This window comes from Nonomuraea sp. NPDC005650, from assembly GCF_040605375.1.
GTDB lineage: Bacteria > Actinomycetota > Actinomycetes > Streptosporangiales > Streptosporangiaceae > Nonomuraea.
The window spans coordinates 70,092-90,457 of the sequence record NZ_JBEXCR010000014.1; the positions used below are offsets into that span (position 1 = coordinate 70,092).

Below are 20,366 nucleotides of genomic sequence, written 5' to 3' on the forward strand. Positions count from 1 at the left end.
TGAGCTCCGTATCCAGGGCTTGAGCGGAAATGAGTCTAGTGGGCCCGCCCACCGGGGCCGACTCGATCGCTAAGGCGTGGCGAAGTCGGGCGTGCCGGTGGGCACGGTAAATCGAAACTCCGCCCCGCCCTCGGGCGCCCGCTGCACGGTGATCGTGCCGCCGTGCGCCTCGACCAGGCCCTTGACGATGAAGAGGCCGAGCCCGGTGCCACCGCGCCTGCGGCTGTTGCCGCCCCGCCAGAACTGCCGGAAGACGCGCGGAGCCAGCTCGGGCTCGATGCCCTCGCCCTCGTCGCGCACCGACACGGCAACTCCCCATCCAACGGACTCGATCTCGATTGTCACAGTGCCGCGCCCGTGGCGCAGCGCGTTTTCCACCAGGTTACCCAGGATCTGGTCGATCTTGTCCTGGTCGAGCCACATCTCCGGCAGGTCGTCGCCGGTGATCAGGCGAAAGCGCTCCTCGGTCTCGCCCGCGGCGACCCGGCCCGCGACGAGCCTGCGCACCCTGGCGGCGACGTCGACGACCTGGCGGCGCACCTCCAGCCGGCCCGACTCGATGCGCGAGACGTCGAGCAGCTCGGTGATGAGCCTGGTGACGCGATCGGCGTCGTTGTTGACCGTCTCGAGCATGACGCGCTTCTGCTCGTCGGTGAAGCGCTCCCATTTGGCCAGCATGGTCGCGGTGAAGCCCTTGACGCTGGTCAGCGGCGAGCGCAGCTCGTGGGCCACGGTCGAGACCAGGTCGGCGCGGCTGCGCTCCAGCCGGGCGCGGGCGCCGCCGTCGCGCAGGGTGATCGTGACGCGGTCGACCTCGCCGCCGCGCTCCGGCTCGCGTACGAACCTGGCCGCGACGTACAGCTCCTGGCCGCCGGGCAGGTGCAGCGGGCGCTCCGGCACCCTGCTCCTGATGCGCAGCCCGCCCTCGGGGTCGAGCGCCTTCCACCAGTCGCGCCCGTCGTGGTCGCGGAACGGGAACACGTCGCTCATGTGCCTGCCGACCGCGCGCTCCATGGGGACCCCGGTGAGCCGGGCGGCCGCCCGGTTGACGGCCAGCACGCAGCCGTCACTGTCGGTCACGATGAGGCCGTCGGGAAGGTCGTCGATGGCTATCGTGCACGCGGCGGCCACTACTCGCCCGTCGGTGTCTGCGCCGTGCACGAACTCGCCTCCTCCGCCTACAACGCCGACAATAGCGGGTTTCCCGCCGCCTAGGGCACTCGCTGAGCCCTAGCCGAGGAGTAAAGGCATACCGCCGCGGCGGTGGCCAGGTTCAGGCTTTCGGCCTGTCCGTAGATAGGCACTCTGACCACATCGTCCGCCTCGGCCAGTACGTCCTCCGGCAGTCCCCAGGCCTCGTTGCCGAAGATCCACGCGGTGGGTCCGGTAAGATCGACATCGTCGAGCGTGTGCTTGCCCGCGCCGTCGGCTGCCAGCACGCGCAGGCCACGCTCCCTGAGTTGACGCACGGCGGCGCTCACCGGTGCACCGATGACGACGGGCAGGTGGAAAAGGCTGCCGGCGCTGGCGCGTACACACTTGCCGTTGTACGGGTCCACGGAGGCGTCGGTGAAGATCACCGCGTCGGCTCCGGCGGCGTCGGCCGCCCGCATGACGGTGCCGGCGTTGCCCGGGTCGCGCACGTGGGCGAGCACGGCGACCAGGCGCGGCTCGGTCAGGGCCGCGTCGAGGGGGACGTGCACGAGCGTGCAGACGGCCACCAGCCCCTGCGGGGTCACCGTCTGTGACAGCTCCGCCATGACCTCGCCGCTGGCCCGGTGCACGGGCACGCCCTTCAGCCGGGCCTCGGTGATCAGCTCGGGGTGGCGCAGCTCGGCCTCGGCGGTGCTGAACAGCTCCAGCGTCACGCCGTCGAGCTTGAGCGCCTCACGGACCGCCTGCGGCCCCTCGGCCAGGAACTTGCGGTCCTGATCCCTGAAGGCCCGCTTGGTGAGCCGCCTGGCCGCCTTCACCCGCGGCGACTTCACGTTGGTCAGCTCGGACCCGGCCATGCTTGTCTCCCTGTCCCCCACGCCCTGTCCGGGACGCCCTGCCTCTGTCTCACAAGCGCTGTCTCACCAGCGCTGTCCCGCTCAACGCCGTCCCGCACAGCAACAAAGGGCCCACCGTCATCGGTGGGCCCCTCGATTAAGACGATCGCCTCAGCTCGCGGTGCTTCAGCTCGCGGCCGGAGCGTTCACGTTCGCCGGCAGCGCCTTCTTGGCAGCCTCGACGAGCGTGGCGAAGGTCTGGCTGTCGTTCACCGCGAGGTCAGCCAGGATCTTGCGGTCGACCTCGACGCCGGCCAGGCGCAGACCCTGGATCAGGCGGTTGTAGGTCATGCCGTTCTGGCGGGCGGCGGCGTTGATCCGCTGGATCCACAGACGGCGGAACGCACCCTTACGGTCCTTGCGGTCCCGGTAGGCGTACGTCATCGAGTGGAGCATCTGCTCCTTGGCCTTGCGGTACAGACGCGACCGCTGGCCACGGTAACCGCTTGCCCTTTCGAGGACGACCCTGCGCTTCTTCTTGGCGTTGAGCGCCCGCTTCACGCGTGCCATGTTTCTTCTCCCCGGGGAATCGCGCTACTTAGCGAGCAGCTTCTTGATCTTCTTGGAATCGGCGTCGGAAAGGACGACCTCGTTCTTGAGACGGCGCGTCAGCGTGGAGGACTTCCACTCGTTGTAGTGCGCGCGGTTGGCACGGCGACGCTTGATCTTGCCGGTGCCGGTGACCCGGAACCGCTTCTTCGCACCGCTGTGCGTCTTCATCTTCGGCATGTCGCCGTCTCTCCTCGTTTCGGTCGTGCCACGGGCCGGGCCGGTGGTGGGCCGACCCGGTCGCGGCGTCTTCGTCTGCTGGTGGTGGCTCAAATCGGGGTGCTCTGTAAGGCTAACCCCAACCGCGGGTCATCCTTCCTGTGGGGAAGTGTCCTCGCTGCCACGCTGCGCCTTGGCTGCGGCCTTTTCGGCCTTGGCCTCGGCCTTCTTCTTGTGCGGACCGATCACCATGATCATGTTACGACCGTCCTGCTTGGCGTGGGACTCCACGAAACCGAGCTCCTGGACGTCGTCCGCGAGCCGCTGCAGGAGCCGGAAACCGAGCTCCGGCCGGGACTGCTCGCGACCACGGAACATGATCGTGACTTTGACCTTGTCTCCCGCCTTGAGGAACCGCACCACGTGACCCTTCTTGGTCTCGTAGTCGTGCGGGTCGATCTTCGGCCGGAGCTTGATCTCCTTGATGATCGTGTGCGCCTGATTCTTGCGCGCTTCGCGCGCCTTCATCGCGGACTCGTACTTGAACTTGCCGTAGTCCATGAGCTTGCACACGGGCGGTCGAGCCGTGGCCGCGACCTCGACGAGGTCGAGGTCGGCCTCCTGGGCGAGCTTCAGGGCGTCGTGAATCGAGACGATGCCTACCTGCTCGCCGTTCGGGCCCACGAGGCGAACCTCGGGAACTCGGATACGCTCGTTGATGCGGGGCTCAGTGCTGATGGGGCCTCCTAGGTTTGCGATCCCTACGTGCTCGTCGTGCCGGGAGCCCCTCGCCCAATGCGAAAAGCCCCGCACGTCGCGCATGCGGGGCCACTGAGCTCTTCGCCTTCGTGGCCTTTGAGCTCCCCGGAGTAGTCCGGCGTGATCCTGGACCCGTCCGCCTTCCGGCGACTCAGGTGGGAGGGAGACCTCCGCTTGCGCGTCCAGCAATGTCATGCCGGACCGATCAGAGAGCTACGTTACCACAACGTCCAGCCTTCCTCGAATCATCCCCGGCGGCCCGGCCCTCCACGCTAGACTTCTGTCCAGACTAGTCAGAAAGGGGTCTTATGACCGCGCTCCAGACAGAAGTGACCAAATGGCAGCTACAGGAGGCCAAGCAGCACTTCAGTGAAGTCGTCAGGAAGGCCCACGACGAGGGGCCGCAGATCGTCACCAAGCACGGCAGGGACGTGGTGGTGATCCTCGACATGGAGGAATACCGCCAGCTCAAGGGCAAGCAACCGGACTTCAAGGAGTTCCTGCTCTCTGGCCCTGACCTGGGCGCGCTCGACCTCACTCGCGACCAGAGCGACGAAACGCGTGACGTCGATCTCGGAGACGGCGCGTGAGCTACATCCTCGACACCAACGTCGTGTCAGAAATGACCAAGCGCACCAGGGACGACAGCGTGCAGGCCTGGCTGGACACCATCACCGGGCCCAGCCTCTACCTGAGCGTCATGGTGTTCGGCGAGATCCGCAAGGGCATCGAGCTCCTACGCCGCCGCGACGCCGTGCAGGCCCACGGCTACGAGGCCTGGCTGGATCGGCTGCAGCACGAGTTCAGGACCAGGGTGCTGCCTGTCACCGCCGCCGTCGCCCAGGAGTGGGGGCGGATGCAAGCCGTGCGTCCGATCCCGATCGTTGACGGCCTCATCGCCGCCACGGCCCGCGCGCATGGCTGCACCCTCGTGACCCGCAACGTCAAGGACTTCGTGGGGCTCGACGTCGAAACGATCAACCCGTTCGACTGGCCGACCGCCTAGCGAGCTCGGCCTCGCCCGCCGTGCGCATGGCCTCCACCGGCACGTCCGTCCGGCCCGTCATCAGCTCCACCTGCCGCACCGCCTGGTGCAGCAGCATCGCGAACCCCCCGACCACGGTGCCGCCCGCAGCCCGGACGGCCGCCGCCGCGCTGGTCGGCCAGGGCGAGTAGACCACGTCGAAGAGCGCGGGCACCCGCGCCAGCCGGTCGGCGAACGCGTCGGCGGCCCCGCCCGGCAGCGCCGAGACCACCAGGTCCACCCGCGTGAAGGCGTCGAGCTTGTCGAACGTCTCCACCGCCAGCGCCACGCCCAGCCGCTCGGCCACCTCCACCGTCTCCCCCGCCCGCGCGGGGTCGCGTACCAGCAGCGTCGCGGAGAACAGCCCGAGGTTGCGCAGCGCCGCCAGCGCCGAGGCCGCCGTGGCGCCACCGCCGAGCACGGTCGCGGAGCGCGGCGCGGGCACCCCGGCCTCGGCCAGCGCCTGCTCGATGCCGTAGACGTCGGTGTTGTGGCCGTGCCGGAGGCCGTCGCGGAACACCACGGTGTTGGCCCCGCCGACCTCGACGGCTGTGTCGGACACGGTGTCGAGCAGGGGCAGCACGGCCCGCTTGAGCGGCATGGTCAGCGACAGCCCCGCCCACGGGTCCGCGTCTTCGGAAACCTGGCCGCGCACGGGCACCAGCTCGCCCAGCAGCCCGGGCAGCCGCGCCTCGTCGCACTCGAACGCCTCGTAGCTCCACCCGTCGAACCCCATCGCCTGGTAGGCGGCCCAATGCAGGTAAGGCGAGAGCGAATGACCGATGGGCGACCCCATCACCGCAGCCCGCATCCACACTCCTTCCGAACATGACGACCTTATCGCCCCGTCGCCCACGCTTCTCCCGCTCGGACGGCCCACGGGGCGCGCGTCACGGCGGGTCGTCCCATCACCTGAGAAGCGTCCCTTGGACGGGGGCGGCGCACGTCGGCGGGAGGTGCCCACCGTGCGCAGCCGTAAAGGATGGGTGTTGCCCGGCTCCCAACGAGACGCCCGCCCACCGTGGGAGGTGGGCGGGCGCGTGGAGCGTCTGAGCGTCGGTCAGCCGCCGTTCCTGCGGTATTCGGCCAGCAGCGCCTGGCGTTCGGCCTCCGTGGTGGCGAACTTGGTGACGTTGCTCTTGGGGTCGGTGGCGACGAAGTAGAGCCAGGGCCCCTTGGCGGGGCTGAGAGCGGCCTCGATCGCGTGGTCCCCGGGGTTCGTGATGGGCCCGGGGGGCAGGCCGAGGTGCAGGTACGTGTTGTACGGGCTCTTGGTCTTCGTCTCCGCGAACGTGGCGGCCGTGCCGTACTTGTTCAGCGCGTACATGACCGTGCTGTCCATCGCCAGCTTCATCTCCGGGTTGTGATCCAGCCGGTTGTAGATGACGCGGGCGATCTTCGGCATGTCCTCCTGCCGACCGGCCTCGGCCTGCACGATGCTCGCGATGACCATGAGCTCGTGCGGCGTGTGGCCGAGCGCCTTGGCGCTGCCCTCGATGTCCAGCTTTTCGGCCGTCTGGTTGTACCGCTTGACCATCGCAGCCAGGATCTGGGTCGCCGTGGTCTTGGGCTGGACCTCGTACGTGGCCGGGAAGGCGTATCCCTCCAGCTTGCCCTTGGCGTAGCCCGGCAGGTCGAGCTGCTCCACGTCCTTGGCCGCGGCGGTGAACTCCTTGAGGGGCTTGCCGGTCTCCTTGGCCAGTGTGTCCAGGGTCTGGGACAGGCGCAGGCCTTCCTTGAGCGTCACCTTGGCGAGCAGCCGGTTGTCCGGGATGAGCCGCGCCACCGCGCTCGCGGCCGACATCTTCTTGCGCAGCTTGTACGAGCCGGGCTGCAGCGAGCCGCTCCTGTTGGCGTTGCCGATGGCGTTGGTGAACGCCCTGGCGCTGGCCACGACCCCCTGCTTCTCCAGCTCCTGCGCCACGTCCGAGGCGCTCTGGCCGTCCTTGATCTCCACGATGACCTCGCCGGTGCCCTGACCGGTGTAGTCGTCGGGGACGAGCGCGTCGCTGAGCCACAGGTAGCCGTAGTAACCGCCACCGCCGATGATGCCCGCCAGCACGACGAAGGCGAGCAGCGGCGCCATGAAGCCGCCGCGGTTGCGGCGTCGGCGCCGGCGGCGCCCGCCGCCGCGTTTGCCGCCGCCGCGGCTGCGCCGGGTGCGACCGCCGTCGTCCTCGGCGCCTAGCAGAGTGTTCAGATCGAGATCGTTCATAGGTGCGCTGGCCAATCTCCCGGTACGACCGGCCGGGCGTCAAGCGAAACCGCCGAACCGGCTTGGGTCACCGAGCGGAACTGGGGGGCCCGCCGGACATGCTCCCACGGCCAGCGGAGATCACTCTGGGTAGCCATGCTAAGGGATGGAAAGAGGGCGCATGACCCGTTTAGGGGCATTTGCGCCGGGACGGAGGGGGTCCCGCCGAACATCAACTCGTCCCGAGGTTCTTATTCAGCTCTTCCCGGTATCTCACGAACTCGCTCTCTTTGTTGGTGAATTTGGTGATTCTATGCGCCGGATCCGTGGTCACAAACCAGTGCCAATCACCTTGGGCTGGGTTCAGGGCCGCCATCAGTGCCTTCTCCCCAGGATTGGCGATGGGCCCGGGGGGCAGCCCCTTGTGCTGGTAGGTGTTGTAGGGAGAGGCGACCTTGGTGTCACGCTCCGTAATCTTCAGACTCCTGCGGTTCTGGGCGTACAGCACGGTGCTGTCGATCTCCAGCGGGGTGCCCTTCTGGAGGCGGTTGTAGATCACCCTGGAGATCTTCGGGTAGTCCGCGTCGACCCCGCCCTCGGCCTGGATCATGCTGGCCACCGTGACCGCCTCCAGCGGCGTCAGGTGCTTACGGGCCGCCTCCTGCTCCAGGCCGACCTGGCGGGCGGCGACCCGGAAGCGTTCGACCATCGCCGCCAGCACGTCCACCGCCGTGTCGCCGGGCTCGACCTCGTACGTGGCCGGGAACAGGAACCCCTCCAGCCCCTCGGCGTACGAGGGCAGCCCGACGAGAGCCTTGTCGACGCCCTGCAACTCCTTGAGCGGCAGCCCGGCCAGCTTGGCGACGCGGGCCAGCACCTCGGACGTCCGCATGCCCTCGGGGACGGTGACGCGCCGCACGACCCTGGACGCCGGCGCCAGCAGCAGGTCGAGCGCCTCTTTCGCGGCCATGCCCTTGCGCAGCCGGTAGTGTCCGGGCCGCAGCCGGTTGGTGACCGCGCGCTCCTCCGTCACCCGCACGAACGACTTCGCGCTCGCCACCACCCCGGCCTCGGCCAGCACCGAGCCGATGGACTGCGCGCTCGAACCCGGCGAGATCCGCACCGTCACGGCGCCGCTGCCGGGCCCTTCGAAGTCGTCGGGGCTCAGGTACGGCTTGAGCACCGCGAACGCGCCCGCTCCCAAGGCCACCACGGCCACGATCAGGCCCGCGGAGAACATCCCGGCCTTGCGCATGGCCCGCTGGCGGCGTTCGGGCGGCGCGACGGCCTCCACCTCCGGGACCCGCTGCTCCGGAGCCGGCTCCCGCCGCTCCGCCTCCGAGTCCCGCCGCTCTGGAGCCGAGTCCCGCCGCTCCGCCTCCGAGTCCCGCTGCTCCGGCGTCGGCTCGCGCTGCTCCGGCTCCTCCTGCGCGGAGTCGTCGGCGGAAAACGGGATCACGTCGCCGAGGTCGCCCTCGTTCTCGTTCTCGTTGCCGGGTGTGCCGTTCACGCGGCCACCCCGCCGTCAGCCGGGCAGTCGGCCGGAGCCCCCACGGCCGTGCCCTGCGCGTATGTGCGTGCCGCCGGCGCGGCCGTGCCCCGCGCGCGGGTGTGCACCATCGGCGCGACCGTGCCTCGTACGTATGTGCGCGCAGCCGGCGCGGGCGCGACCCAGCAGACCTGCAGCCACGTCGTGGTCATGCACCATGCTGTGTACACCGCCTGCGCGGGCGCGTCCCCCGTGACGCGCGCGCTCATGAGGCAGGTCCGTCGGCCGCTGGGGGCGGTGCGACGGGCCTGCCTGGGGGTCTGTCAGTGACGCGCTCGGAGTCGAGCGCGTCCTGAAGCAGCACGACAGCCGCGGCCTGATCCACGACGTCGCGCTGCTTCTTGGCCTTCATGCCGCTCGCCCGCAGCCCGTGCGTCGCGGCGACCGTGGTCAGCCGCTCGTCGAACAGCCGCACGGGCGTCGGCGCGAGCCGGACCGCGAGCTCGGCGGCGAACTGGCGGGCCAGCCCCGCCGCCTGCCCTTCGCGTCCGGACAGCGAGGTGGGCAGCCCCACGATCACCTCGATCGCCTCGTGCTCCGCGACGATCGCGGCGATGCGGTCGAGGTCGCCCTTGCCTCGCTTGACCGTCTCTACCGGCGTGGCCAGCAACCCGGAAGGGTCACTGCGGGCCACGCCGACGCGTACGGATCCGACGTCCACGCCGATCCGCGTGCCGAACCTCATGTCAGCCGAGCTGATCCGCGATAGCCTGCTCGACCAGCTGCAGCGCCTCGCCGATCGCCTCCGGCCGTGTGCCGCCGCCCTGCGCGACGTCGTCCTTGCCGCCACCGCCACCCCCAAGAGCCTTGGCGGCGACGCCGACCAGCTTCCCGGCCTTGAGTCCGCGCTCGCGTCCCGCCTCATTGACCGCGGCAACCACCACAGGTCGGTCGGAGGGGACGCCGGCGATCACGATGACCGCCGGCCGGTCCGCCGGGAACCTGCCACGCACATCCAGCGCGAGCTTACGCAGATCATCCGCACCGGTGCCATCAGGCGCGCGGTGTGTCACAACGGAGACTCCACGCAGGTCGCCCGCCTTGGCGGCGAGATCACCGGCCACCTGGAGCACCTGGGCGGAGCGGATCTTCTCCAGCTCCTTCTCCGCCGTGCGCAGCCGGGTGACGATGCCGTCGATGCGCTCGGGCAGCTCCTCGCGGCGCGCCTTGAGCTGCTCGGTGAGCTGCGCGACCAGCACGCTCTCGCGGGCCAGGAAGCGGAAGGCGTCGATGCCGACGAGCGCCTCGACGCGGCGGACGCCCGCGCCGACCGACTGCTCGCCCAGCACCTTGACCAGGCCGAGCTGGCCGGAGCTGTGGACGTGGGTGCCACCGCACAGCTCGCGCGAGTAGTCGCCGATCTCGACGACGCGGACCTCGTCTCCGTACTTCTCGCCGAACATGGCCAGCGCGCCCATCGCCCTGGCCTCCGCCTGCGAGGTGTAGAAGGCGTTGACCTTGAGGTCGTTGATGAGCACGGCGTTGACCTCGTCCTCGACGTCGCGCAGCACGCTGGGCGGCACCGCGCCCGCCGCGGTGAAGTCGAAGCGGAAGCGGCCGGGCGAGTTCTCCGAGCCGGCCTGGGCCGCCGTCTCGCCGAGCGCGTTCTTGAAGCCGCGGTGGACGAGGTGGGTGGCGCTGTGGCTGCGCGAGATCGCGCGGCGGCGCTCGAGGTCGATCTCCGCCTGCGCGTCGTCGCCGACCTTGAGCTCGCCGCTGCGGATCTTGCCCCGGTGCACGACCAGGCCCGCGAGCGGCGTCTGCACGTCGACGATCTCGACCTCGGCGCCGCTGGTGCGGATCACGCCCTGGTCGGCGAGCTGGCCGCCGCCCTCGGCGTAGAACGGGGTGCGCCCGAGCACGACCTCCACGGTCGCGCCCGCGCCCGCCGCCGGGACGGACACGCCGTCGACGAGGATGCCGACCACGCTGGTGTCGGCCTCGGTCTGGTCATAGCCGAGGAACTCGACCTTGCCCGCCTTCTCCAGCAGCTGCCCGAAGACGGAGATGTCGGCGTTGCCGGTCTTCTTCGCCGCGGCGTCGGCCTTCGCCCGCTCCCGCTGCTCCTTCATGAGCCTGCGGAAGCCCTCCTCGTCGACCTTGAGCCCGTGCTCGCCCGCCATCTCCAGCGTCAGGTCGATCGGGAAGCCGTAGGTGTCGTGGAGCTGGAACGCCTGGTCGCCGGAGAGCGTGGTGCCGGACTTGCGCTTGGTCTCCTCGACCGCCACGTCGAAGATCGCCGTGCCGGTGCGGAGCGTGCCCAGGAACGACGTCTCCTCGGCGTCGATGACCGCGTGGATCTGCGGCGCGTCGACCTTGAGCTCGGCGTACTGCTCGCCCATGACGTTGATCGCGACGTCGGTCAGCTCGTGCATGTAGCGCTCGTCGCCGGAGCCGAGCAGGCGCAGGTTGCGTACGCTCCTGCGCAGGATGCGGCGCAGCACGTAGCCCCGGCCCTCGTTGCTCGGCAGCACGCCGTCGGCCACCAGCATGGTGCCGGTGCGGACGTGGTCGGCGATCACGCGCAGGCTGACGTCAGCGCGGTGGTCGCGCCCGTAGCGGGTCTTGGTGAGCTCGGCCGCCTTGTCGAGGATCTTGTACGTGGTGTCGATCTCGTAGATGTTGTCGACGCCCTGCAGGATCGCCGCCATGCGCTCCAGGCCCATGCCGGTGTCGATGTTCTTCGCCGGCAGCTCGCCCGCCACGTCGAAGTCGATCTTGGAGCGGACCTGGCTGAGCTGGTACTGCATGAAGACGAGGTTCCACACCTCGAGGTAGCGGTCCTCGTCGGCGACGGGCCCGCCCTCCTTGCCGTACTCGGCGCCGCGGTCGTAGTAGATCTCCGAGCAGGGGCCGCCGGGGCCGGGCACGCCCATGTGCCAGTAGTTGTCCTCCAGGCCGCGCCGCTGGATGCGGTGCTCGGGCAGGCCGACGCGGTTGTGCCAGATGTCGAAGGCCTCGTCGTCGTCCTGGTAGACGGTCGCCCACAGCTTGTCCTCGGGGAAGCCGAAGCCGCCGTCGGACTCGGAGCGGGTGAGCAGCTCCCACGCGAACGGGATCACTTCGGACTTGAAGTAGTCGCCGATGGAGAAGTTGCCCAGCATCTGGAAGAACGTCGCGTGCCGCGTGGTCTTGCCGACCTCGTCGATGTCGGGGGTGCGCACGCACTTCTGCGCGGTAGCCAGCCGTGACGCCGGAGGCTTGCGCTGCCCCAGGAAGTACGGCTTGAACGGCACCATACCGGCATTAACCAGGAGTAGCGTGGGGTCCTCAGCGATCAGGCTGGCCGAGGGCACTACCTTGTGCCCACGCTCCTCGAAGAAGCGCAGGAAGCGGCGGGCGATCTCTGCCGACTCCATGTTGGCCATCCTTTGCGTTAGTTGTTGTCTTCAGCCTTGTCGAGTCCGAAGCGTGCTCGCAACTCGGTTTCGCGCTCCGCGGCCTCGCCGAGCGCGTCGGAAGTAAAGTCTCTCACCTGCCGGAGCATCCCCGCGGCGCCGTTGGCCGTCCTGCGGGCGACGTGGTCGGGGTGGAGCGCCTGCAGCCTGCGCATCACCCAGAAGGTGAGCAACGCGCCCAGCGACAGGTAGAACAACCGCCTGATCATCGCGCCGCCTGCCTCTGCCGCGGCCTCGGGACGACCTTGCGGGGCCTGCGGGCCTCGATGGCGCGCCGGACGCCGTACGCGAGCGAGGACACCTTGATCAGCGGCCCCGTGAAGATGGTCTGCGTCACCGCGCTGAGCTTGGCCGCGTGGCCGCTGACCTGCTTGACGTCCTTGGCGATGGCCTCGACGGCGATCAGCTGCCTGTTGGTCTCGTTGACCGTGACGCTCATGTCGTCGAGCAGCGGCGTCAGGCGGTCGTTCAGGTCGGAGACCGCCTTGGTGGCCTCGGTGAGCAGCCTGGCCAGCTTGATGAGCACCATGGCGAGCACGCAGACCAGGACTATCCAGCCCGTGGCCGCGATCAGGCCGGCGACCTCTCCAGCGGTAAGCATGCGCTCATCTCCCTCGTACGCTGGGCTGGAACGGCAAGACCTTATCGCGTTCGAGTGACAACCTTGGTGAGGACGCCGACCTCGAATCGCGTCGGCGATGCCGCTGACCTCGATCGCGCCTCAGCGATGCCACTGACCTCGAATCGTGCCTTGACGAGGACACCGGCCCTGCTCGTGCCGCCGCGTCGGCGCCCGGCGCTTCCCCGGCCGCCCGCGTGCCGCCCCGGCCTCGTACGCCGCCTGCCGTCTCCGGCCTGGCCGCGTCCCGACACCCGCGAACCCCCACAAACCTACGCCATCCTCCGCCCTGCCCCACACGTCCACCCCTGGGACCACACCTGCCGCACACCCGCCGCGCCGACCGCCTTGCGCCGAACACCACCGCACGACGGCCCGCCATGTGCCCGGGGCGCCGGGGGTCAGGTGCCGCGGAGGAAGTCGCGGATCTTGGCCCAGCGGTCCGCTATCGGGGCCTCCGCGCCGTGCCGGGTCGGCTCGTAGTAGCGGCGCTCGCGCACCTGCTCGGGCGCGTACTCCTGCCGCACCAGCCCGTGGTCGAAGTCGTGCGGGTACTTGTAGCCGTCCCCGTGGCCGAGCTTGGCCGCTCCCGGGTAGTGGGCGTCGCGGAGGTGGCCGGGCACCTGGCCGATGAGGCCGCGCCGGACGTCGCCGATGGCGGCCCCGATGGCCTTGACCACGGCGTTGGACTTGGGGGCCGTCGCGCAGTGGATGACCGCGTGCGCCAGGTTGATCTGCCCCTCCGGCAGCCCGATGAGCTGCACCGCCTGGGCCGCGGCGACCGCGGTCTGCAGGCAGGTCGGGTCGGCCAGGCCGACGTCCTCGGAGGCGAAGATGACGATGCGGCGGGCGATGAAGCGGGGGTCCTCCCCGGCCTCGATCATGCGGGCCAGGTAGTGGAGGGCGGCGTCGGCATCGGAGCCGCGCATCGACTTGATGAACGCGCTGATCACGTCGTAGTGCTGGTCGCCCTGCCGGTCATAGCGTACGGCGGCCTTGTCGACGGCCTTCTCCACCACCTCCACGGTGATGTCGTCGGCCAGCAGCGCGGCCGCCTCCAGGTAGGTCAGCGACCTGCGCGCGTCGCCGCCCGCCAGGCGTACGAGATGCTCCAGGGCCTGGGGCGCGAGCGTGGCGCGCCCGCCGAGGCCGCGCGGGTCGGAGACGGCCCGCTCCAGCACGGCGCGGATGTCGTCCTCGGACAGGGACTCCAGGGTGAGCAGCAGCGAGCGTGACAGCAGCGGCGAGATGACCGAGAAGAACGGGTTTTCGGTGGTCGCGCCGATGAAGGTGACCCAGCGGTTCTCCACGGCGGGCAGCAGCGCGTCCTGCTGGGCCTTGTTGAAGCGGTGCACCTCGTCCACGAACAGCACCGTCTGCCGCCCGCTCATGCCGAGCTCGCGCCGCGCGTTGTCGATGGCGGCGCGCACGTCCTTGACGCCCGCCGACACGGCGGAGACCTCGACGAAGCGGCGCTTGGTGACGTTGGAGACGACGTAGGCGAGCGTGGTCTTGCCGGTGCCCGGCGGCCCCCACAGGAACAGCGACATGGGAGCCTCGCTCTCGACCAGGCGCCGCAGCGGGGTGCCAGGGCCGAGCAGGTGCCGCTGGCCGATCACCTCGTCGAGCGAGCGCGGTCGCATCCGCACCGCGAGGGGCTGCGGGGTGGCCTCCTCGGCCGCCGAATCGAACAGGCTATCCACATCGCGAGATTACACGGGGTACGGCGGGCTACGCGCCCCAGACGGCTCGGGCGCCCGAGTCCCCGGCGCGGAAGACGTAGTAGCCGGCCACCGCGGCCAGCACCAGCGTCAGCGCCGACAGGGTCAGCGTCGCGGCCCGGCCGAACCGGTCGCGGCCGATCGAGTCGCGCGCCGGGCTGGTGGCGTACACGAGCAGCAGGGCCGCCACGGCCAGCCCCAGCACCGACAGCAGCAGCGGGTTGGCGAAGCTCTGGTGCGTGGACAGGCGGGACCCCAGCTCACCGTCCGCCGTGGCGAAGCGGGCCGCCTTGAGGCTCTCGCCGCTCTCCTTGGCCGCGAAGACCGCGGCCGGGGCCGCCAGCGAGAGCAGGACCACCGCCCACGCCACGTACGTGCGCCAGCGCGGGACGAGCGCGTAGGCGCCCGCCGCCACCACCAGCAGCGGGGTCAGCACGACGGCGAAGTGAATGATCAGTGGGTGCGCCGGGAGGCCGAGGATCTGGTCGAACATGAGGGGCTCCTTAGTTCTCATTTCAACTACGAATGTGAGCACCATATGGTTCGCGACCTCACATATCGTCCTCTGCCGCTTTCGCCACTTACGTCCGGCACATATCGAAGGCCGGTAGCATGCGCGGAGTTGTTTGGTCATGTACGGGCAAAGATGAGAGGACATAGCGGTGAGCGGCGACGACCGCCAGAACGAGGACGACCGCCAGAGCGAGCTGGCGCGGGAGCACAAGGAACGGCAGGCGAAGCGCGCCGCCGACCAGACCGCCAAGGCAAGGCGGAACACCTTCATCGGCGCGGGCGTGGCCGTCGTCGTGGTCGCGGGCGGCGTCTTCGCCGCGACCACGCTGGTCAACAGGGAACCCGAAAAGGTCTCGGCGGAGAGCACCCCTTCCGCCTCGGCCTCGGCTTCCGCCTCCACGGAACCGTCGGTCACGCCGTCGGCCAAGACGGGCCCGGTCACCTGCACCTACAAGCGGGAGACGTCGGTGCCGAACAAGTTCGTCGGCCTGCCGGGCAAGAAGCCCAACATGAAGCTGAAGAAGATGACGATCGCCCTCAACCGCGGCAACGTCGTCATCGACCTCATGACCGACGCCGCGCCGTGCTCGGTCAACTCGCTCAGCTTCCTGGCGAAGAAGAAGTTCTACGACAACATGAAGTGCCACCGCCTGGTCACGCCCGACGTGTCCGGCGTGCACCTGCTGCAGTGCGGCGACCCGCAGGCCAAGGCCGACGGCAAGAACCCGACCGACGGCCAGGGCACCGCGGGGTACGTCTACGGCGACGAGAACGCCGAGATCCCCCTGGTCAAGGGCGTGGTGTTCATGACCCAGGCGGGTGACGCGGTGGGCCAGAACAACAGTCAGTTCGCCATCTCGCTGTCGGACGAGAACACCCAGCTCGACGTCGGCTACAACGTCGTCGGCATGGTCAGCGAGGGCATGGACATCCTGCTGGGGCTGGCCGCCAGCGGCAAGGACCTGATCGTCAACGACGCCGACATCACCGGCGACGGCGGCACCACGGCGCCCAAGAACCCGGTGATCATCAAGAGCATCACGTTCAAGTAGAGGGCACGCGAACGGCGGGCACCGGAGCCGGTGCCCGCCGTTTTCGTATGCCTAGACCTCGGCCTTGGGCTGGGCGTCGACGCCCGCCTCCTTGCGCTGCTCGGCCGTGATCGCCGTGGGCGCGCCCGTGAGCGGGTCGAAGCCGGAGGCCGTCTTCGGGAACGCGATCACGTCGCGGATCGAGTCACCGCCGGACAGCAGCATGCAGATGCGGTCCCAGCCGTAGGCGATGCCGCCGTGCGGCGGGGGCCCGTACTTGAACGCCTCCAGCAGGAAGCCGAACTTGCTCTCCGCCTCCTCCTTGGAGATGCCCAGCACGTCGAACACGCGCTGCTGCATCTCGGCCCGGTGGATACGGATCGAGCCGCCGCCGATCTCCATGCCGTTGCAGACCATGTCGTACGCGTACGCCAGCGCCTCGCCCGGGTGGTCCTGGAAGTTGTCGGCCCACTCCGGCTTCGGCCCGGTGAACGGGTGGTGCACGGCGGTCCAGCCGATCTCGCGGCCCACCTCGTCGTACACGGGCTCGAACATGGGGGCGTCGACGATCCACAGGAACGCCCACGCCGACTCGTCGATCAGGCCGCAGCGGCGGCCGATCTCCAGGCGGGCCGCGCCCAGCAGGTCGCGCGAGGAGTGCCTCGGGCCGGCCGCGAAGAAGATCGCGTCGCCCGGCTCGGCGCCCACCTTGGCGGCGAGCCCGGACAGCTCCTCCTCGGTGAGGTTCTTGGCGACGGGGCCGCCCAGCGTGCCGTCCTCCTGGACGAGCACGTACGCCAGGCCCTTGGCGCCGCGGCTGCGCGCCCACTCCTGCCAGCCGTCGAGCTCCTTGCGCGTCTGGGAGGCCCCGCCCGGCATGACCACGGCGCCGACGTACTCGGCCTGGAAGACGCGGAAGGGGGTGCCGGCGAAGTAGCCGGTCATCTCGACCAGCTCCTGGCCGAAGCGCAGGTCCGGCTTGTCGGAGCCGTAGCGGGCCATCGCGTCGGCGTACGTCATGCGCGGCAGCGGCAGCGGCAGCTCGTAGCCGGCGAGCTCCTTCCACAGCCGGCCGATCAGCTTCTCGCCGACCTCGATGACGTCCTCCTGGTCCACGAAGGACATCTCGACGTCGATCTGCGTGAACTCCGGCTGCCGGTCGGCCCGCAGGTCCTCGTCGCGGTAGCACTTGGCGAGCTGGTAGTAGCGCTCGAGGCCGGCGACCTGGAGGAGCTGCTTGAACAGCTGGGGCGACTGGGGCAGGGCGTACCAGTTTCCGGGCTGCAGGCGCACCGGGACCAGGAAGTCGCGCGCGCCCTCGGGCGTGGAGCGGGTCAGGGTCGGCGTCTCGACGTAGACGAAGCCCAGCTCGTGCATCACCTCGTTGGCGAGGTAGGTGGCCTTGGAGCGGGTGCGCATGGCGTTGGCCACCTGCTGGCGGCGGATGTCGAGGTAGCGGTACTTGAGCCGGGCCTCCTCAGAGACCCCCACGTTGCCCTCGATGGGGAAGGGCAGCGGCGCGGACTCGCTCAGCACCTCGACCTGCTCGGCCACGACCTCGATCGCACCGGTGGGCAGGTCGGGGTTCTCGTTGCCCTCGGGGCGGACCCGGACCTGGCCGACGACCTTCACGCAGTATTCGGCGCGCAGGTCGTGGGCGTGGTCCTCCTCGCGGAAGACCACCTGCGCCGAGCCGGAGGCGTCGCGCAGGTCGATGAAGACCACGCCGCCGTGATCACGGCGGCGGGCCACCCATCCTGCGAGCGTCACCTGCTGCCCGGCGTGCTCCTCGCGGAGCGACCCGGCCTTGTGCGTGCGGATCACTGCAGTTTCCCTTTCAGAACGTCGACGACCTCGGCCAAGGGCACCTCGGTCTGCTCAGCGGTGGTCAGGTCCTTCACCTGCACGGCCTCGGCCGCCAGGTCGCGCTCACCCAGGATCAGGGCGAAGCGGGCGCCGGAACGATCGGCCCCCTTCATCGCGCCCTTGAGCCCCTTGCCGCCGAAGGACATGTCGGCGGCGACACCGGCCGCGCGCAGCCCGCTCACGAGCTTGAACATGGCCCGCGCCGCCTCGTCGCCCAGCGCCACACCGTACACCTCGCAGCGGGCCGGGGTGTCGAGCACGACGCCCTCCCGCTCCAAGGCGATGACGGTGCGGTCGAGGCCGAGCCCGAAGCCGATGCCGGGCAGCGGCGGCCCGCCGATGGCCTCGGAGAGCCCGTCGTAGCGCCCGCCGCCGCCGATGCCGGACTGCGCGCCCAGCAGCGGGTGGTCGAACTCGAAGGTGGTACGGGTGTAGTAGTCGAGCCCGCGCACCAGCCTGGGCGCGTCCTCCCACGTGATGCCGAGGTCGGCCAGGAGCTGCTTGACGCGGTCGTGGTAGGCCTTGCAGTCGGCGCAGAGGTGGTCGCCGATGAGCGGCGCGCCCTCGAGCTGCGCCCGCACCTCCGGACGCCGGTCGTCGAGCACGCGCAACGGGTTGATCTCGATCCGGGCCCTGGTGGCCTCGTCGAGGTCGAGCGCGCGCAGGAACTCCTGCAGCCGGGCCCGGTAGATCGGGCGGCACTCCTTGCAGCCCAGCGAGTTGAGCAGCAGCCGCACCCGGGTGAGGCCCAGCGCGGCGTACCACTGCGCGGCCAGCGCGATCGTCTCAGCGTCGACGGCCGGGTCCTCGCTGCCGATCGCCTCCAGGTCGAGCTGGTAGAACTGCCGGTAGCGGCCCTCCTGGGGCGCCTCCGCGCGGAACACCGGGCCGTCGGTCCAGACCTTGACCGGGAGCTGGCCGCGGTGCAGGCCGTACTCCAGGACCGCGCGCAGCACGCCGGCGGTGAACTCCGGGCGCAGCGTCAGCGACCGGCCGCCGCGGTCGGTGAAGGTGTACATCTCCTTGCTCACGACGTCGGTGGACTCGCCGACGCCACGCGCGAACAGCTGGGTGTCCTCGAAGACCGCGGTCTCCAGGTACGAGTAGCCGGCCCGCCTGGCGGTCTCGGCGAACGCTCCGCGAATGGCATAGAACGTCGAGGCCTGCGGTGGAACGTACTCTTTGACACCTTTAGGTGCTTGGAAGCTCATTAGATCCCTCGTGTGGGACCGGACTGCGGCGCCGCTTCCTTCAAGTACGGGTTGGTAGCGCGCTCGCGGCCGATCGAAGTCTGTGGTCCGTGGCCCGGCAGGACGACCGTATCGTCAGGCAGCGTCAGACACTTGGCAGCCAGGCTGCGCAGGATGGTCGCGTAGTCGCCGCCGGGCAGGTCGGTGCGGCCGATGGAGCCGGCGAACAGCAGGTCGCCCGAGAACATGACCTCGTCATCGGGCAGCCGGAAGCTCACCGACCCCCTGGTATGGCCGGGCGTGTGGTCGACCACGAGCTCCAGGCCCGCCAATTCCAGCACGGCCCCGTCGGACAGCTCGCGCACGTCGTCGGGCTCGCTCAGCGTCAGCCCGCCGAACAGCGAGGCGCTCGTGCCCGACCACCCGGCGGCGGGGTCGCTCAGCAGGTGGCGGTCGTCAGGGTGGATCCACGCGGGGACGTCGCGCGCGCCGCAGACCGGGGCGACCGACCAGACGTGGTCGAGGTGGCCGTGGGTGAGCAGGACGGCGACCGGCTTGAGCCGGTGCTCGCGCAGCAGCTCGTCGACGCCCTCGGTCGCGTCCTGACCTGGATCGACGATCACGCATTCCTCGCCGGCCGCGGGCGCGACAACGTAACAATTGGTCTGGAAGGCCCCTGCGGGGAAGCCTGCGATGAGCATCTGCCTCAGGTGATCTCGTCGAAAAGCCAATGGGAATGTAACCGAAGGGTACCGGTGCGGGTCGCCGGGCTGCGAATCATTACCCGTTGGCCGATACGATTCGCCCACCTCAGTTGATTGACTATGGGAGGCAAAGCGGTGGCCACGGGGAAGGACCGGCAGAGGCAGCTGGCTCGGGAGCACTACGAGCGGCAGATGCAGCGCCGGGTCGAACGCGAGCAGAAGGCCAAGCGCACGGCGATCATCGGCTCCTCGGTGGGCGTCGTGATCGTGATCGGCGGCATCGTTGCCGCGGTCGCGCTGCTGGGCGGCAACGACGCAGGGACCGACGCGGCCTCCTCGCCCACGGCGTCCGCCGCGGACACCGCCGCGCCCTCGGCTTCGGCCTCGGCCCCGGCGGGGCCCAAGCCGTACGACGCGGCGACCGGCACCTGCGACTACGTCAAGGACGCCGGAGGCGGGCAGGTCAAGGATGTCGGCATGCCGCCGGCCAAGGTCAAGACCACTCCGGCGACGAAGACGATGACGTTCAAGACCAATCTGGGCGACATCGTGGTCGAGCTGAACAACGCCAAGGCGCCCTGCACGACCAACTCGCTGGAGTTCCTGGCGAAGAAGAAGTACTACGACGGCAGCAAGTGCCACCGGCTCGGCAGCGGCCAGTTCCCGATGCTGCAGTGCGGCGACCCGTCGGCCAAGGCCGACGGCAAGAGCCAGGACGGCACCGGCGGCCCCGGCTACGTCATGGCCGAGGAGAACCTCCAGGGCGCCCAGTACAAGCGCGGCGTGATGGCCATGGCCAAAACGCAGGCGCCGGGGAGCACGGGAAGCCAGTTCTTCCTCGTATTCGGGGACATCGGGCTCACCCCGGATTACACGCCGGTGGGTACGATCACCAAGGGGCTCGACATCCTGGACAAGGTGAACAAAGCAGGCGTCATCGGGGACGCTGGTGACGGGACGGGGGCGCCGAAGCAATCCGTCGAAATCAAAGACGTGACAATCGCCAGCAAGAGCTGACGTAATACAAACTAGGGACGAA

The 20,366-nt window shown here is 69.7% G+C and carries 22 protein-coding genes; 4 read left to right on the plus strand and 18 right to left on the minus strand.

All coding sequences use genetic code 11. The features are described 5' to 3' along the window. Nucleotides 1–69: 69 nt before the first annotated feature. The 5 genes from ABZS69_RS24400 to infC all read right to left on the minus strand — a co-directional run bounded on the left by ABZS69_RS24400 (nt 70) and on the right by infC (nt 3,497). Complete coding sequence (locus ABZS69_RS24400; protein ID WP_355376519.1) at nt 70–1,161, minus strand: ATP-binding protein; 1,092 nt, start codon at nt 1,159–1,161, stop codon at nt 70–72. Between the two features lie 50 nt (nt 1,162–1,211). Beyond that, nucleotides 1,212–2,012, minus strand: coding sequence for an RNA methyltransferase (locus ABZS69_RS24405; protein ID WP_355376521.1), 801 nt, complete (start codon nt 2,010–2,012; stop codon nt 1,212–1,214). A 165-nt stretch (nt 2,013–2,177) separates the two neighbouring features. Further along, on the minus strand, nt 2,178–2,561 hold the full coding sequence (gene rplT, locus ABZS69_RS24410; RefSeq protein WP_355376522.1) for a 50S ribosomal protein L20: 384 nt from the start codon (nt 2,559–2,561) through the stop codon (nt 2,178–2,180). Nucleotides 2,562–2,585: 24 nt separating this feature from the next. After that, complete coding sequence (gene rpmI, locus ABZS69_RS24415) at nt 2,586–2,780, minus strand: 50S ribosomal protein L35 (protein WP_090761693.1); 195 nt, start codon at nt 2,778–2,780, stop codon at nt 2,586–2,588. A gap of 129 nt (nt 2,781–2,909) precedes the next feature. Beyond that, nucleotides 2,910–3,497, minus strand: a complete 588-nt coding sequence (gene infC, locus ABZS69_RS24420) for a translation initiation factor IF-3 (RefSeq protein ID WP_090945400.1) — start codon at nt 3,495–3,497, stop codon at nt 2,910–2,912. A gap of 329 nt (nt 3,498–3,826) precedes the next feature. Here infC and ABZS69_RS24425 point away from each other — a divergent pair, with 329 nt between their 5' ends. Next, nucleotides 3,827–4,108 carry a type II toxin-antitoxin system Phd/YefM family antitoxin gene (locus ABZS69_RS24425; RefSeq protein WP_355376524.1) on the plus strand — a complete coding sequence of 94 codons (282 nt, stop codon included), beginning with the start codon at nt 3,827–3,829 and terminating at the stop codon, nt 4,106–4,108. Next, nucleotides 4,105–4,524, plus strand: a complete 420-nt coding sequence (locus ABZS69_RS24430; RefSeq protein ID WP_355376525.1) for a type II toxin-antitoxin system VapC family toxin — start codon at nt 4,105–4,107, stop codon at nt 4,522–4,524. Before ABZS69_RS24425 ends, ABZS69_RS24430 begins: the two co-directional genes overlap by 4 nt. Here ABZS69_RS24430 and ABZS69_RS24435 read toward each other — a convergent pair. From ABZS69_RS24435 to ABZS69_RS24480, 10 genes are all read right to left on the minus strand, one after another. Next, a complete protein-coding gene (locus tag ABZS69_RS24435) occupies nt 4,496–5,353 on the minus strand; it encodes a shikimate dehydrogenase (RefSeq protein ID WP_355376526.1) in 858 nt (285 codons plus the stop codon). The genes ABZS69_RS24430 and ABZS69_RS24435 overlap by 29 nt on opposite strands. 249 nt (nt 5,354–5,602) lie before the next feature. Next, nucleotides 5,603–6,757, minus strand: coding sequence for an endolytic transglycosylase MltG (gene mltG, locus ABZS69_RS24440; RefSeq protein ID WP_355376528.1), 1,155 nt, complete (start codon nt 6,755–6,757; stop codon nt 5,603–5,605). 211 nt (nt 6,758–6,968) lie between these two features. Beyond that, nucleotides 6,969–8,246 carry an endolytic transglycosylase MltG gene (gene mltG / locus ABZS69_RS24445; protein WP_355376530.1) on the minus strand — a complete coding sequence of 426 codons (1,278 nt, stop codon included), beginning with the start codon at nt 8,244–8,246 and terminating at the stop codon, nt 6,969–6,971. After that, entirely contained in the window at nt 8,243–8,494 is a 252-nt protein-coding gene (locus tag ABZS69_RS24450; protein WP_355376531.1) for a hypothetical protein, read from the minus strand. Before ABZS69_RS24450 ends, mltG (ABZS69_RS24445) begins: the two co-directional genes overlap by 4 nt. Further along, a complete protein-coding gene (ruvX, locus tag ABZS69_RS24455; protein ID WP_355376533.1) occupies nt 8,491–8,970 on the minus strand; it encodes a Holliday junction resolvase RuvX in 480 nt (159 codons plus the stop codon). Before ruvX ends, ABZS69_RS24450 begins: the two co-directional genes overlap by 4 nt. A 1-nt stretch (nt 8,971) precedes the next feature. Beyond that, nucleotides 8,972–11,644 carry an alanine--tRNA ligase gene (gene alaS, locus ABZS69_RS24460; protein ID WP_355376535.1) on the minus strand — a complete coding sequence of 891 codons (2,673 nt, stop codon included), beginning with the start codon at nt 11,642–11,644 and terminating at the stop codon, nt 8,972–8,974. Nucleotides 11,645–11,661: 17 nt separating this feature from the next. Then, nucleotides 11,662–11,892 (minus strand): hypothetical protein, encoded by a 231-nt coding sequence (locus ABZS69_RS24465; protein ID WP_355376537.1) that lies wholly within the window; start codon nt 11,890–11,892, stop codon nt 11,662–11,664. Next, nucleotides 11,889–12,284: a DUF948 domain-containing protein gene (locus ABZS69_RS24470; protein WP_355376538.1), complete on the minus strand. Its 396-nt coding sequence runs from the start codon at nt 12,282–12,284 to the stop codon at nt 11,889–11,891. Before ABZS69_RS24470 ends, ABZS69_RS24465 begins: the two co-directional genes overlap by 4 nt. 419 nt (nt 12,285–12,703) lie before the next feature. Next, nucleotides 12,704–13,945 carry a replication-associated recombination protein A gene (locus ABZS69_RS24475; protein ID WP_355376878.1) on the minus strand — a complete coding sequence of 414 codons (1,242 nt, stop codon included), beginning with the start codon at nt 13,943–13,945 and terminating at the stop codon, nt 12,704–12,706. A gap of 88 nt (nt 13,946–14,033) precedes the next feature. Further along, complete coding sequence (locus tag ABZS69_RS24480) at nt 14,034–14,516, minus strand: DUF2231 domain-containing protein (RefSeq protein WP_355376540.1); 483 nt, start codon at nt 14,514–14,516, stop codon at nt 14,034–14,036. Between the two features lie 169 nt (nt 14,517–14,685). Between ABZS69_RS24480 and ABZS69_RS24485 the strand changes: the two genes are divergently transcribed. Next, nucleotides 14,686–15,588, plus strand: coding sequence for a peptidylprolyl isomerase (locus tag ABZS69_RS24485; protein ID WP_355376541.1), 903 nt, complete (start codon nt 14,686–14,688; stop codon nt 15,586–15,588). A 51-nt stretch (nt 15,589–15,639) separates the two neighbouring features. On the opposite strand, the gene aspS is transcribed toward ABZS69_RS24485, so the two are convergent. Genes aspS through ABZS69_RS24500 form a run of 3 tightly spaced genes read right to left on the minus strand, consistent with a single transcriptional unit; the run spans nt 15,640 to nt 19,324 of the window. Next, a complete protein-coding gene (gene aspS / locus ABZS69_RS24490) occupies nt 15,640–17,391 on the minus strand; it encodes an aspartate--tRNA ligase (RefSeq protein ID WP_355376543.1) in 1,752 nt (583 codons plus the stop codon). Then, nucleotides 17,388–18,644 (minus strand): histidine--tRNA ligase, encoded by a 1,257-nt coding sequence (hisS, locus tag ABZS69_RS24495; RefSeq protein WP_355376545.1) that lies wholly within the window; start codon nt 18,642–18,644, stop codon nt 17,388–17,390. The genes aspS and hisS overlap by 4 nt, the downstream gene beginning before the upstream one ends. After that, nucleotides 18,644–19,324, minus strand: a complete 681-nt coding sequence (locus ABZS69_RS24500) for an MBL fold metallo-hydrolase (protein ID WP_355376547.1) — start codon at nt 19,322–19,324, stop codon at nt 18,644–18,646. The genes hisS and ABZS69_RS24500 overlap by 1 nt, the downstream gene beginning before the upstream one ends. A 138-nt stretch (nt 19,325–19,462) precedes the next feature. Between ABZS69_RS24500 and ABZS69_RS24505 the strand changes: the two genes are divergently transcribed. Continuing rightward, nucleotides 19,463–20,344, plus strand: a complete 882-nt coding sequence (locus ABZS69_RS24505) for a peptidylprolyl isomerase (RefSeq protein WP_355376549.1) — start codon at nt 19,463–19,465, stop codon at nt 20,342–20,344. Nucleotides 20,345–20,366 lie beyond the last annotated feature (22 nt).